Origin of the sequence: Stappia indica, assembly GCF_001696535.1 — a bacterium.
Taxonomy (GTDB): domain Bacteria; phylum Pseudomonadota; class Alphaproteobacteria; order Rhizobiales; family Stappiaceae; genus Stappia; species Stappia indica.
On record NZ_MBQE01000001.1, the window covers coordinates 652,410 to 665,501 of the forward strand.

The 13,092-nt window shown below is 68.4% G+C and carries 11 protein-coding genes; 8 read left to right on the top strand and 3 right to left on the bottom strand.

From position 1 onward, the window contains the following. Window positions 1-591: 591 nt before the first annotated feature. Complete coding sequence (locus BBX35_RS02960) at window positions 592-3,228, top strand: Rne/Rng family ribonuclease (RefSeq protein ID WP_067215823.1); 2,637 nt, start codon at window positions 592-594, stop codon at window positions 3,226-3,228. Window positions 3,229-3,474: 246 nt separating this feature from the next. On the opposite strand, the gene BBX35_RS02965 is transcribed toward BBX35_RS02960, so the two are convergent. Then, window positions 3,475-3,999, bottom strand: coding sequence for a DUF4405 domain-containing protein (locus BBX35_RS02965; protein WP_067215826.1), 525 nt, complete (start codon window positions 3,997-3,999; stop codon window positions 3,475-3,477). 1,013 nt (window positions 4,000-5,012) lie between these two features. Beyond that, complete coding sequence (locus BBX35_RS02970) at window positions 5,013-6,173, bottom strand: pyridoxal phosphate-dependent aminotransferase (protein WP_067218118.1); 1,161 nt, start codon at window positions 6,171-6,173, stop codon at window positions 5,013-5,015. Between the two features lie 260 nt (window positions 6,174-6,433). Between BBX35_RS02970 and BBX35_RS02975 the strand changes: the two genes are divergently transcribed. The 7 genes from BBX35_RS02975 to BBX35_RS03005 all read left to right on the top strand — a co-directional run bounded on the left by BBX35_RS02975 (window position 6,434) and on the right by BBX35_RS03005 (window position 12,281). Further along, a complete protein-coding gene (locus tag BBX35_RS02975; RefSeq protein WP_244271551.1) occupies window positions 6,434-7,879 on the top strand; it encodes a M48 family metalloprotease in 1,446 nt (481 codons plus the stop codon). A 58-nt stretch (window positions 7,880-7,937) separates the two neighbouring features. Continuing rightward, window positions 7,938-8,690 (top strand): DsbA family protein, encoded by a 753-nt coding sequence (locus tag BBX35_RS02980; protein ID WP_067218124.1) that lies wholly within the window; start codon window positions 7,938-7,940, stop codon window positions 8,688-8,690. Window positions 8,691-8,880: 190 nt separating this feature from the next. Next, window positions 8,881-9,321, top strand: coding sequence for a type II 3-dehydroquinate dehydratase (gene aroQ / locus BBX35_RS02985; protein ID WP_067215835.1), 441 nt, complete (start codon window positions 8,881-8,883; stop codon window positions 9,319-9,321). 50 nt (window positions 9,322-9,371) lie between these two features. Next, the gene (gene accB, locus BBX35_RS02990) at window positions 9,372-9,827 is read left to right on the top strand and encodes an acetyl-CoA carboxylase biotin carboxyl carrier protein (protein ID WP_067215838.1); all 456 of its coding nucleotides are present in this window, start codon (window positions 9,372-9,374) and stop codon (window positions 9,825-9,827) included. Between the two features lie 14 nt (window positions 9,828-9,841). Then, complete coding sequence (gene accC, locus BBX35_RS02995; RefSeq protein WP_067215840.1) at window positions 9,842-11,191, top strand: acetyl-CoA carboxylase biotin carboxylase subunit; 1,350 nt, start codon at window positions 9,842-9,844, stop codon at window positions 11,189-11,191. 82 nt (window positions 11,192-11,273) lie between these two features. Next, on the top strand, window positions 11,274-11,963 hold the full coding sequence (aat, locus tag BBX35_RS03000; RefSeq protein ID WP_067215843.1) for a leucyl/phenylalanyl-tRNA--protein transferase: 690 nt from the start codon (window positions 11,274-11,276) through the stop codon (window positions 11,961-11,963). Window positions 11,964-11,966: 3 nt separating this feature from the next. Then, window positions 11,967-12,281: a hypothetical protein gene (locus tag BBX35_RS03005; protein WP_067215844.1), complete on the top strand. Its 315-nt coding sequence runs from the start codon at window positions 11,967-11,969 to the stop codon at window positions 12,279-12,281. A gap of 45 nt (window positions 12,282-12,326) precedes the next feature. Here BBX35_RS03005 and parA read toward each other — a convergent pair whose 3' ends face one another. Continuing rightward, complete coding sequence (gene parA, locus BBX35_RS03010; protein ID WP_067215847.1) at window positions 12,327-12,977, bottom strand: ParA family partition ATPase; 651 nt, start codon at window positions 12,975-12,977, stop codon at window positions 12,327-12,329. Window positions 12,978-13,092: the final 115 nt, after the last annotated feature.

Below are 13,092 nucleotides of genomic sequence, written 5' to 3' on the forward strand. Positions count from 1 at the left end.
CCATCGAATTCGTGCGTTCCCGGTCTGCGTGGCGAAGGCCGAACACCGGGACCCGGTCGATGGTGCCGCGCGTCACCGATGCCCCGAGCCAGCAATGGCACGCCCCGCATCGACGACGCCCCGCATCCCGGACGCTTGCGTCCCGACCGGCGCTCCGTAGCGCCCTCCGGCCCGCTCCCCTGCGGCGCCGCGGGAAGCTCGCGACGGATCGAGGCGCATGAAGCGTCCGGCTGCGTTCAGCGCATCCGGTGCACGATGGCGGCAAGGCTGGCCGGAGCCCCGTCTCGGCTTGCCACCGAGGCCGCATGAGCGCCCGGCAAGGCAGCCGACAGGACTGATACATCCGGCCCGCCGCAAGGCGGTGGCCGCCGCAACATGGCTTACTGGGCGCTGCAATGAACCAATGCGCGAAGACGATCCACAACGGACACGAGGCCGCCGTCACCGGCGTCGCCGGGTCCGGACGGATCGCCGCGCGGTGCAGCACCCCTTCGTCTTTCATCACACCACAGAACAGAACGACCGCCCTCGCGCGGATCCGGACGAGCGTGACAAGCCGCCCGGGCGCGACGGTCGTGGAGACACCCATCAATGGCAAACAAGATGCTTATCGATGCCGCGCACCCGGAGGAGACCCGGGTCGTCGTGGTGCGCGGAAACAGGGTCGAGGAATTTGATTTCGAGGCCGCGAACCGCAAGCAGCTTCGCGGCAACATCTATCTGGCCAAGGTAACGCGCGTCGAGCCGTCGCTGCAGGCCGCCTTCGTCGATTACGGCGGCAACCGTCATGGCTTCCTGGCCTTCGGCGAGATCCATCCCGACTACTACCAGATCCCGATGGCCGACCGTCAGGCGCTCATCGAGGAGGAGGAAGCCGAGGCCGCCCGCGCCGACGAGGACGAGCGTCCCTCGCGCCGCAAGGCCAAGGCCGCCAAGCCCGCCGAGCAGGAGAACGGCGAAGTCGTCGCCTCCGAGGAGACCGAGAACGGCGAAGACGACGTCGAGTCGGTCGGCGCGGAAGACGCGCTGGAGGAGCTCCCCCAGCGCGCCCGCAAACACCGCAAGCAGTACAAGATCCAGGAAGTGATCAAGCGCCGGCAGGTGCTGCTGGTGCAGGTCGTCAAGGAAGAGCGCGGCAACAAGGGCGCTGCTCTGACCACCTACCTGTCGCTGGCCGGCCGCTACTCGGTGCTGATGCCGAACACCGCCCGCGGCGGCGGCATCTCGCGCAAAATCACCACCCCGACCGACCGCAAGCGCCTGAAGAAGATCGCCTCCGAGCTGGAAGTGCCGCAGGGCATGGGCGTGATCCTGCGCACCGCCGGCGCCAGCCGCACCAAGGCCGAGATCAAGCGCGATTTCGAATACCTGATGCGGCTTTGGGAGAATGTGCGCGACCTGACGCTGCAATCGTCGGCGCCCTACCTCGTCTATGAGGAGGGGTCGCTGATCAAGCGCTCGATCCGCGACCTCTACAACAAGGACATCGACCAGGTCCTGGTGGCCGGCGACGAAGGCTATCGCGAGGCCAAGGACTTCATGCGCATGCTCATGCCGAGCCATGCCAAGAACGTCCAGCCCTACAAGGACGCGACGCCGGTCTTCTCGCGCTTCATGGTCGAGAGCCAGCTCGATGCGATGTTCTCGCCGCAGGTGACGCTGAAGTCGGGCGGCTACATCGTCATCAACCAGACCGAGGCGCTGGTCGCCATCGACGTCAACTCCGGCAAGTCGACGCGCGAGCACAATATCGAGGACACCGCCGTCCAGACGAACCTGGAAGCGGCGGAGGAAGTGGCGCGCCAGCTGAGGCTGCGCGACCTTGCCGGCCTGATCGTGATCGACTTCATCGACATGGAGGAGAACAAGAACAATCGGGCCGTCGAGCGCAAGCTGAAGGACTGCCTGAAGAACGACCGGGCGCGTATCCAGGTCGGCCGCATCTCGCATTTCGGCCTTCTGGAAATGTCGCGCCAGCGCATCCGCACCGGCGTTCTGGAAAGCTCCATGACCCCCTGCCCGCACTGCCACGGCACGGGCATGATCCGCTCGGTGGAATCGGTGGCGCTGCATGTGCTGCGCTCGCTTGAGGACCACCTGCTGAAGGGCGCGACGCACAATCTGATCGTCCGCACGACGACCGAGGCGGCGCTCTACATCCTCAACCAGAAGCGCGGCCACCTGGCCGACCTGGAGGCCCGCTTCGGCCTCGAGGTGACGGTCCAGGCCGGCCACATGGACAGCGGCCAGCACTACGTGCTGGAGCGCGGCGAGCCGGTCGAGGCGCGCCCGGACGCGGCGCCGCGGATGATCCAGCCCTCCACCGTCATGCCGATGTCGGTGGAAGAGGCCGAAGAGATCGACGAGGTCGAGATCGAAGAGGACGAAGAGGAGACGCCGCGCGGCACCTCCTCCGCCCGCGACCGCGACGAGAGCGACGACGAGAATGGCGGCCGCAAGCGCCGTCGTCGCCGCCGCCGCCGGCGGTCGGGCTCCGACGACGACCAGCAGCAGGCCCGCCAGGCCGATGCCGATGACGGCGACGACGACGGCGATAGCGACAACGAAGGCGAAGCCAGCGCCGCAGAGCGCCAGGAAGACGGCGACGACGACGAGCGCTCGCGCCGCAAGCGCCGCCGCGGCCGCCGGGGCGGTCGCCGCAGCCGCCGCGATGGCGAGAACGGTGAAGCCGGCGAAAACGGCGAGAACGGCGACGCGGTCGCGCAGGGCTCCGACGACAACGACGGTGCCGGCGATGCGACCGGGGACAACGTGAGCGAGGGCGACGCCCCCGAGGCGGTCGCCGAGCAGGCGGCGAGCGCGGACGAGGCTCCGGCCGAGGTCGCAATCGAGACGCCGGCCGAGGCGCCCGCAGAGCCGGAAGCCTCTGAGGCCACTGAAGTCTCTGAAGCCTCCGACGCCGGGACCACGGCCGACGACGCGCCGGCTGCCGGGACCGAGACGCCTGCGGACGTGGTGGCCGAGCCGGCTGCCGAGGTCGCGGAAGCTGCTGAAGAGACGAGCGAAACCGCTTCCGAAGAGGCTCCGGTCGAGGTTGCCGCGGAGGAGGTTTCCGAACCTGCCGAGCCCGAGGCGCCTGCCGAACCGGCGGCACCGAGCGAGCCGGTGGTGGTGCGCGAGACCGTCTCCAGGGACGGCAGCACCGAGGAAACCGACCCGGACGGCCCGAAGCGGTCCGGCTGGTGGCAGCGCCGCGGTTTCTTCTGATCTTGCTTTGATGCACTGACAACGGCGCCCGGGGATATCCGGGCGCCGTTTTCGTTTTTGCGGAATTTCGAGAAATTTCGAGACGGATTTTGCAAAATCCCGTCTCGAAATCGGCGAAAATCGAGACGCGGTCGCAAAATCGGCAAGCGGGCCGGAGCGCTCGCCAGCGGGGATAACCGCCCCCGCCCCTTCTCTCCCCCGGCGAGTTATTCCCGGGCCCTGCAAAACTTGTCCCCGCGCCCCCTGTCAGGGCTTAGCATCTTCCGCGAAGGCCACATCGGCGATGAGGCCGGGACCGGCGGGCTTGCCGGAGGCGCTGGCGATCTCGGCCAGCGAGACGGAGGCGAGGTCGCCGTCCGGCGCCAGATGGTAGCCCTTGGTCGCAAGACGCTGCGCCAATGCCTGCGGCGTCAGCTCGAAGAGCGGCGCGACCTCGGCGACGGTGCCGTTCTCGATTGCCGACAGGGCGGCGCGCATCGGATTGCCGCCGCTGGTGGCGGTCAGCGCCGGCACGGCGAAGGCCAGCGAGGCAGCGAGGCCGATGACGGCGGGGACGAGAAGCTGGCGGCGCTTCAGATAGCCGGAAAAGCCGGGCCAGTTGCGCCACAGATGTAGGACGACGGGCGCGAGCAGCAGCATCGACAGCCATTCGTGCATGCCATGGAAGGCGGCGGAGCCCCAATGGAAGAACAGGGCGACGCCGGACACGGCGGAGACGGCGAAAAGAACGATGGTGAAAGTGGTTCCGTGGGTTTTCAGGACGCGAAGCATGATGCTCTCCGAACTGGTCTGCCTCCTCTGCGCCAAGGCGTGCCAGAGGCGCGGAACACCGGCAACGGGCAAGCTGTAACGGTCTGTCGCAAGGCCGGGCGCCGCGACAGATCTGGACAGTTTTGGCGGGCGGAGGGGGTGCGAGGGCGGCACCTGCGCTTGGGCCTCTCCTTGCGTCTTCCCGGACGAGGCCGAAGGCCGAAGATCCGGGACCGGAGAGGCATGGCGGCGGCGCAGTTCCTGCGCTCAGACCTCTCCTCGCGTCTTCCCGGACGAGGCCGAAGGCCGAAGATCCGGGACCGGAGAGGCACGGCGGGTGTGGGGCGTTCGGGAGCGCGCCTCATAAGCCCTCGGCTCTCCGGTCCCGGGTCGCGCTGCGCTTGCCCGGGATGACGAACCGAGAGGGCGGTGCGTGCGGGAAGAACGCCGTCCAGGGGGACGAAAGGAGGGAGCAGAGCGTGGGGGAAGAGCGCGGGAGGGGAGCGTGTTGCCACAGCTTCCGCCCTTCCCCCTCGGCTGTCACGCCTGCGCAGGCAGGCGTCCAGTATCCGCCGGGGCGGATGGTGGCGCTACGGTAGGAGCTTTTTCGCCTTCCGGCAAAACCGCAGAGGTTCCAATCGCGGCCGTTCGTGGTTACTGGATCCCGGTCTTCGGCTGCGCCGAAACCGGGACGACAGGCGGAGCGTGGGTTTGCGTGGGCACGTCCTCGCCGCCGCTCTGGCAACCAATGGGCCCCGGCGCGCGCTGCGCTTGGCCGGGGTGACGAACCGAGAGGACGGTGCGTGGGAGCGAGCGCCGTCTAGCGGATCAGCCGCGCCGAAGGCGCGCTGCATTCGGCTTTTGACGAAATGGAAAACGCGGGCTGGCGCCCGCGGCTGATGTCTGGATGCCGGATCGCGCGATGACGCTACCGCGTCCCGCGGTCCGGTATGACGGGAGCGTGCGGGGGCGACGGGTGGGAACAGCAGGTGAGCGGTAAGGCGTTTCCCAATACTCGAAGGGCAGCCTACCCCTCACCCCGCCTTTGGCAGCCAGTCGGCGAGCCGTTCGACCGCCTCGGCGATGACCGCGTGATCGCCGGCGAAGGAAAAGCGCATGTAGGAGCGGCCGTTGACCGGATCGAAGTCCGGGCCGGGCGTCGCCGCGATGCCGGCTTCCTCCAGAAGGCGCGAGGCGAAGGCGAGGCTGTCGTTGGCGAAGGGACGGATGCCGGCATAGAGATAGAAGGCGCCGTCGACGGGAAGCAGCTCGGTGAAGCCGAGCTGCGGCATGCGCTCCAGCAGCAGCGCGCGGTTGCGGGCATAGCCGGCCTTCACCGCCTCCAGCTCGTCGCGCGCGCCGAAAGCGGCGGCTGCCGCCCGCTGCGACAGTTCCGGCGGCGAGATGTAGAGGCTCTGGGCGATGCGCTCGACCGGGCGCACCAGGTCCTCCGGCAGCACCATCCAGCCGATGCGCCAGCCGGTCATGCAGTAGTATTTGGAGAAGCTGTTGATGACGATGGCCTTGTCGGTGAAGGAGAGCGCCGTCTCCTGCTCGCCGTCGAAGACGAGGCCGTGATAGATCTCGTCGGAGATGAAGCGGATATCGAGCGCTTCGCAGGCATCGCTCAAGGCCTTCAGCGCCTGCGGCGTCATCATCGTGCCGGTGGGATTGGCGGGCGAGGCCACCAGCACGCCCTTGAGCGGCGCCTCGCGGTGTGCGGCCTCGAGCAGCTCCGGCGTCAGGGCCCAGCGGGTGTCGGCGCCGACCTCGATCTCGACCGGGACGAGACCCAGCGCCTTGAGGATATTGCGATAGGCGGGATAGCCCGGCGCGGTGATCGCCACCCGGTCGCCGACATCGAAGGCGGCAAGAAAGGCGAGGTTGAAGCCCGCCGACGAGCCGGTGGTGGCGACGATCCGCGACAGCGGCACGTCGAGCCCGTGGGTGTCGCGATAGTAGCCGGCAATCGCCTGGCGCAGGCCGGCGATGCCGCGCGCCTCGGTATAGCCGATGCGCCCGCCCTCCAGCGCCGCACGGGCCGCCGCAAGCACGGGCGCGGGCGCCGAGGCGCCGGGCTGGCCGACCTCCATGTGCAGGATGCGCCGCCCCTCCGCCTCCAGCGTGTTGGCGCGTGAGAGCACGTCCATCGCAAGGAAGGGTTCGACTTCGGACCGGCGGGAGGGATGCGACATGAAAAACGTCCTGTGTTCGGCCTGGGCGGCAATCTGCGGCACGCGGCGCCGCCTGCCCATCTCGCGCCGCATTTGCCGCGTCTAGACGAAAGGCAGGAGGCTCAGGGGAGCGGTTGACCGCCCCTCACGGGCTCCCTACCCTTCGCACGCGCCGCTGTCGAGGCTCGGGATGGACCGCGGTTGCGGATTTTGCCCGTCGGCAGGCGCGGCGCGGCAGGCGAGATACTGAACAGGCCAGCAGAACAGGCAAGAGGCAGAAGATGGGGTCCTTCCGCTCGACCGACCGCAACCGTCCGGGATCGCCCGCGATGCACGCCAGCCCGGCGCGCAAGCTGCTGCGCGCGGGCGCGGCGCTGGCCATGGCCGGCGTGCTGGCGCTCACTCCCATGGGCACGGCCGCGCAGGCGCAGGGCGGCATCCCGCTGGTGCGCGATGCGGAAGCGGAAGCCTTGATGCGCGACTATGCCGGGCCGATCTTCGACGCGGCCGGCATCGCCCGCCAGCAGGTCGACATCGTGCTGGTCAACCGCAACGACTTCAACGCCTTCGTCGCCGACGCCCGCCGCATCTTCATCAATATCGGCGTCATCACCGATGCGGAAACGCCCGGCGAGGTGATCGGCGTGCTGGCGCACGAGACCGGCCACATCACCGGCAACCACCTGGTGCGGCTGCGCCAGGCGCTGGCCAATGCGCAGATCATCGCCGTGATCGGCGCGGTGCTGGGCGCCGGCGCCATCGCCGCCGGGTCGAGCTCCGGCTCCAGCGGCATCTCGCAAGGCGGCGCCGGCGCGCTGACCGCAGGTGCGGGCCTTGCCCAGCGGTCGCTGCTGGCCTACCGGCGCGGCGAGGAATCGATTGCCGACCGCGCCGCCCTCACCTTCCTGCAGAAGACCCGCCAGTCGGCGCGCGGCATGCTGAAGACCTTCGCGCGCTTCGCCGACCAGACGCTGTTTTCGGCGCAGTACACGGACCCTTACGCGCAGAGCCACCCGATGCCGCGCGAACGGCTGACCCAGCTGGAGACGGTGGCCCGCCAGAGCCCGTACTGGGACGCGCCGGAAGACCCGCAGCTGCAGGCCCGCCACGACATGGTGCGCGCCAAGCTGATCGCCTTCACCGCCCATCCGAACACGGTGGCGCGCGACTACCCGCGCTCCGACAGCTCGCTGCCGGCCGAATATGCGCGCGCGGTGGTGACCATGCGCACCCGCAGCCGCAGGGAAGCGGTCGAGGCCATCGACAAGCTGATCCGCCGGCAGCCGGACAATCCGTATTTCCATGAGCTGAAGGGCCAGGCGCTGCTGGAATCGGGCAATCCGAAAGCGGCCATCGCGCCGTTCCGCCAGGCCCTGAGCCTGCGCCCGCGCGAGGCGCAGTTCCAGATCTGGCTGGGCTTCGCGCTGGTGGCGGCGAACGACAACGCGCTGCTGCCGGAGGCGGAGAGGATCCTCAAGGCCGGGCTGCAGGTGGACGAGAATTCGCCCATCGGCCATTCGCAGCTGGCCATCGCGCTCGGGCGCCAGGGCAAGACGGCGGAGGCGGACGTGGCGACCGCGCGCGGGCTGATGGCGCGCGGGGATTTCGAGGCCGCCAAGCGCTATGCCGCCCGCGCACAAAAAAATTTGAAGCGGGGCACGCCCGCATGGCTGCAAGCCGATGATATCGTGTCCTATAAACCCCCGAAGCTCCCCGGACGGTCGTGACCGCGCCGCAAGGATGCAAGGCACCGATGCCGGCAGGGTCCGGCCGCTGGAGATCCGAATGAAGAAACTCGTACTGGCCGCCGCCGCGACGCTGGCGCTCCTCCTGTCGCCGATGGCGCTCGCCCAGGACGCGCCGCTGAAGCGCGGCGACGTCGAGACCATCGTGCGCGACTACCTGATCCAGAACCCGGAAGTGATCCGCGAGGCGCTGGAAGAGCTGGAGCGCCGCGAAGTCGCCGCCGCCAGCAAGGCCCGCACCGACGCGCTGTCGAGCGTTGCCGACATCCTGTTCGATTCCACCCGCCAGGTGGAGCTGGGCAACCGTGAGGGCGACGTCACGCTGGTCGAGTTCTTCGACTACAATTGCGGCTACTGCAAGCGGGCCATGGCCGACATGGAGCGCCTGCTGGAGGAAGACGACAAGCTGCGCGTCGTCCTGAAGGAATTCCCGGTGCTGGGCCAGGGCTCGGTCGAGGCGGCGCAGGTCGCCGTCGCGGTCAACATGGTGGCGCCGGAGAAGTATCACGACTTCCACCGCGAGCTGATGGGCCTGCGCGGCCAGGCCAACAAGGCGGCGGCGCTGGCCGCGGCCAAGAGCGCCGGCATCGACACGGCCAAGGTCGAGGAGACGCTGGGCAAGAGCGAGGTGAACACCACCATCGAGGAGGTCTACATGCTCGCCAACCGGCTCGGCCTCAACGGCACGCCGACCTATGTGATCGGCGACGAGGTGCTGATGGGCGCGGTCGGCTACGACCAGCTCAAGGGCAAGATCTCGGCCATGCGCAATTGCGGCCAGGCGAGCTGCTGACCTGGCGGGGTGAAGGCGCGCGGGTTGAGGAAGCCGGCAAGATCAGGTCTTTTCCTCATCCGCGCGAGTGCCTATAAGAGGCGGGATGTCGTGACGCGGCGCCAGGGTGCGGCGCGTCGCCCCTTGTCGGGCTTGCGGCCCGGACTGTCGACAGCGACAGGTTCGCCGCGGGACCCTTGAAGAGGATTGCATGTCCGCCTCGATCTACGTCCTCAACGGACCGAACCTGAACCGGCTCGGAACCCGGGAGCCTTCCACCTACGGAACGGCGACGCTGGCCGATATCGAGCGGCTGTGCCGCGATGTCGGCGAAGACCTCGATCTCGACATCGAGTTCCGCCAGTCCAACCACGAGGGCGTGCTGGTCGACTGGATCCAGGAGGCGGGCGACGTCGCCCAGGGCCTGGTGATCAACCCGGCGGCCTACACCCACACCTCGGTGGCGCTTCACGACGCGATCCGGGCGGCACAGATCCCGACCGTCGAGGTCCATCTGTCGAACGTCCATGCCCGCGAGGCGTTCCGCCACCGCTCATACGTTTCGCCGGTCGCGCTCGGCGTGATCTGCGGTTTCGGCCCGACGGGCTACCGGCTGGCGCTGGAAGCGCTGTCGACCGTCATCAGGCCATGACCTGCGGGCGCATGACGCCCTGACAACCACGAAAAGATCAAGACAAGCCCATGTCGGAAAAGAAAAACCAGCTCGACCAGGACCTGATTCGCCAGCTCGCCGCCCTGCTCGACGAGACCAACCTGACCGAGATCGAGCTCGAGCGTGACGACTTCCGCGTCCGCGTCGCCCGCCAGGTCACCGTCGAGGCCCCGGTCTCCATCGGCCGCGCCGCAGCCCCGATGGCCGCCGCCGCGCCCGCGCCGGCCGCTCCCGCCGAGGCTGCGAACCATCCGGGCGCTGTGACCTCGCCGATGGTCGGCACCGCCTACCGCTCGCCGGAGCCGGGCGCACGCACCTTCGTCGAGATCGGCGACACGGTCGCTGCCGGCGACACGCTGCTCATCGTCGAGGCGATGAAGACCATGAACCAGATCCCGGCGCCGCGCGCCGGACGGGTGACGGCGATCTTCGTCGAAGACGGCCAGCCCGTGGAGTACGGCGAGCCCCTCGTCGTCATCGAGTGACGGGGACCGAGCCCATGTTCTCCAAGATCCTGATCGCCAATCGCGGCGAGATCGCGCTGCGGGTGCTGCGCGCGTGCAAGGAGCTTGGCATCCAGACGGTGGCCGTGCACTCGACCGCCGATGCCGATGCCATGCATGTGCGCCTTGCCGACGAGAGCGTCTGCATCGGCCCGCCTGCCGCGCGCGACAGCTACCTCAACATTCCGCAGCTGCTGGCCGCATGCGAGATCACCGGCGCCGATGCGGTGCATCCGGGCTACGGCTTCCTGTCGGAAAACTCCCGCTTCGCCGAGATTCTCGAGGCGCACGACATCGCCTTCATCGGCCCGACGGCCGAGCACATCCGCATCATGGGCGACAAGATCGCCGCCAAGCAGACGGCGATGGAGCTGGGCATCCCGGTGGTGCCGGGCTCCGACGGCGCGGTGAAGCCGACGGACGACGCCCACGCGATCGCCCGCGAGATCGGCTACCCGGTGCTGGTCAAGGCCGCTGCCGGCGGCGGCGGACGCGGCATGAAGGTGGCGCTGACCGAAAAGGACCTCGACACCGCGCTGTCGACGGCCCGCTCGGAAGCCAAGGCCGCCTTCGGCGACGATGCGCTCTACATGGAGAAGTATCTCGGCAAGCCGCGCCACATCGAGATCCAGGTGCTGGGCGACGGCCGGGGCAACGCGATCCATCTGGGCGAACGCGACTGCTCGCTGCAGCGCCGCCACCAGAAAGTCCTGGAGGAGGCTCCCTCCCCCGCGCTCAACGCGGCGCAGCGCAAGGAGATCGGCGAGATCGTCGCCAATGCCATGCGCAAGCTGAAGTACCGCGGCGTCGGCACGATCGAGTTCCTCTACGAGGACGGCAAGTTCTACTTCATCGAGATGAACACCCGCCTGCAGGTGGAGCATCCGGTGACGGAGATGATCACCGGCATCGACCTGGTCAACGAGCAGATCCGCATCGCCTCGGGCGCCGAGCTGACGCTCCGCCAGGAGGACGTGCTGTTCGAGGGCCATGCCATCGAATGCCGCATCAACGCCGAGAACCCGCGCACCTTCGCGCCCTCTCCCGGCCAGATCACCTACTACCACCCGCCCGGGGGCCTGGGCGTGCGCGTCGATTCCGGCGTCTATCAGGGCTACCGGATCCCGCCGCACTACGACAGCCTGATCGGCAAGCTGATCGTGCACGGCCGCAACCGGGTGGAGTGCATGATGCGGCTGCGGCGCTGCCTCGACGAGTTCGTCGTCGACGGCATCGAGTCGACCATCCCGCTGTTCCGCGACCTGGTGGACAACCAGGACATCGCCAACGGCATGTACGACATCCACTGGCTCGAGAAGTATCTCGCCGCCAAGTCGGGCGACTGACGGGACGGACGGCGCCGCCAGCCGGCGCCGTCCCCCAACGTTTGCCGGCACCCGAACGGGGCAACCGGCAGGAAAGGCAGCCATGGCCGGGAACACGCACGATCCGCTGGTCATCACGCCGCAGGTGCTGCTCAAGGCCTATGCCTGCGGCATCTTTCCCATGGCCGAATCGGCCGAGGATCCCAACCTCTTCTGGATCGAGCCGGAGCATCGCGGCGTCCTGCCGCTCGAGAGCTTCCACATCCCCCGCCGCCTGCGCCGCACCATCCGCCAGGACGTGTTCGAGATCCGCGTCGACCACGACTTCCAGGGCGTGATCGACGGCTGCGCCGCGCCGGCGAACGGCCGCCGCAAGACCTGGATCAACCGCGAGATCCGCCGCCTCTACGGCGCGCTCTACGAGATGGGCTACTGCCACACGGTGGAGACCTGGCGCGGAGGCGAGCTGGTCGGCGGGCTCTACGGCGTGTCGCTGGGCGGGGCCTTCTTCGGCGAGAGCATGTTCGCGCGCGAGCGAGATGCCTCGAAGGTGGCGCTAAGCCATCTGGTGGCGCGGCTGATCGGCGGCGGCTACCACCTGCTCGATGCGCAATTCGTCACCGAGCATCTGGCCCAGTTCGGTGCGGAAGAAGTGCCGAAGGCGCTCTACGACAAGCAGCTGGGCGCCGCGCTCAACCACTATGGCGACTTCCTGGCCCTGTCCGACCGGGTCACGGGCGCGGAAGCGCTGGCGCTCATCGACGGCGCGCAGGACGTCACGGACGGGGACTGAATCTTGGTGAGCTTCAGCAGGCTGATCTGGAGTCTTTCCCTGATCTCGACCCTTGTCATCCTCGCCGTTTTCCTGAAGGTCACCGCGGATCTCGCCTTCTCCCCGGACGGAGACTTCGCGGCCTTCAGCGGCACCTTGAAAGCAATGATCGTCCTGCTGACGACAGCTTTCTGTCCCGGCTTTCTGGTGACAATGGCATATCTGCCCTATGCCTATGGCAGATTTCATGGCCGCGCGCAGTCTTACGCATTGGAAATGCTGGCCATCGCCGCCGCAGCCCTGACCGTCTTCACCTATCATGTGCTTCAGAAGAGCTGAATGACGGCGTGCAGATCGCTTCGTTCGAGAGCAGACTGACGCCGCTCAGGCCTCGAGGCCGAGCAGACGCGCGACCTCTTCGGCAAGCAGGCGCGTCTCGTCCGCGCCCTTGCCGCGCGCATCCGTCTCCAGGATCGTCAGCCCCTCGCCCATCGAGGCGGCGAAGGCCGTGCGGTTGCCGAGCCGGGCATCAGCGACGTTGAAGCCATTCTCGCCGATCAGGCCCATCACCTCGGAGGTCAGCGCGGCGCGCGGCGGCACGCGGTTCAGAACCACCAGCGTGTCCGTGCCCTCGCGCCGGGCGATGTCGACCGTCTGGCCGGTGGCCCACAGGTCGACCGGCGTCGGCTGCACCGGAATGATCACGAGATCGGCGGCCTCGATGGCCGGGCGCACGTCGGAATCGGTCTTCGGCGGCGTGTCGAGGATGACGAGGCCATGGTCGCGGGCGAGCGAGCGGGCCTCGCGGCGGGCGCCCCAGCCGCTGGAGGTGCGGAAGCTGAGGCCGGTCGCCCCGTCGCCGAGCGCCTCCTCGCGGGCCTCGTACCAGGTGCCGAGCGAGCCTTGCGGGTCGATGTCGACCACGGCGACCGGAAAGGCGCCGCGCGCGGCCAGCGCCACCGCCAGATGCGCCGCCAGCGTCGTCTTGCCCGAGCCGCCCTTTTGCTGCGCGACCGAAATGATACGCCCCGTCATAGACTGCTCCCGCAGGTTCCGTTTCGCCATTGTTGCATTGCAAAAAATCAAAGACAATCGCCATCATCGTGGCCGCCGGACGAGGCATGCGCAAGCGCTTCGGCCGCCTCGGCAG

Excerpts from the sequence above, each read along its gene's own strand:
- BBX35_RS02960 (WP_067215823.1), top strand. The coding sequence starts at position 592 with ATGGCAAACAAGATGCTTATCGATGCCGCGCACCCGGAGGAGACCCGG.
- BBX35_RS02965 (WP_067215826.1), bottom strand. The coding sequence starts at position 3,999 with ATGCTTCGCGTCCTGAAAACCCACGGAACCACTTTCACCATCGTTCTT.
- BBX35_RS02970 (WP_067218118.1), bottom strand. The coding sequence starts at position 6,173 with ATGTCGCATCCCTCCCGCCGGTCCGAAGTCGAACCCTTCCTTGCGATG.
- BBX35_RS02975 (WP_244271551.1), top strand. The coding sequence starts at position 6,434 with ATGGGGTCCTTCCGCTCGACCGACCGCAACCGTCCGGGATCGCCCGCG.
- BBX35_RS02980 (WP_067218124.1), top strand. The coding sequence starts at position 7,938 with ATGAAGAAACTCGTACTGGCCGCCGCCGCGACGCTGGCGCTCCTCCTG.
- aroQ (WP_067215835.1), top strand. The coding sequence starts at position 8,881 with ATGTCCGCCTCGATCTACGTCCTCAACGGACCGAACCTGAACCGGCTC.
- accB (WP_067215838.1), top strand. The coding sequence starts at position 9,372 with ATGTCGGAAAAGAAAAACCAGCTCGACCAGGACCTGATTCGCCAGCTC.
- accC (WP_067215840.1), top strand. The coding sequence starts at position 9,842 with ATGTTCTCCAAGATCCTGATCGCCAATCGCGGCGAGATCGCGCTGCGG.
- aat (WP_067215843.1), top strand. The coding sequence starts at position 11,274 with ATGGCCGGGAACACGCACGATCCGCTGGTCATCACGCCGCAGGTGCTG.
- parA (WP_067215847.1), bottom strand. The coding sequence starts at position 12,977 with ATGACGGGGCGTATCATTTCGGTCGCGCAGCAAAAGGGCGGCTCGGGC.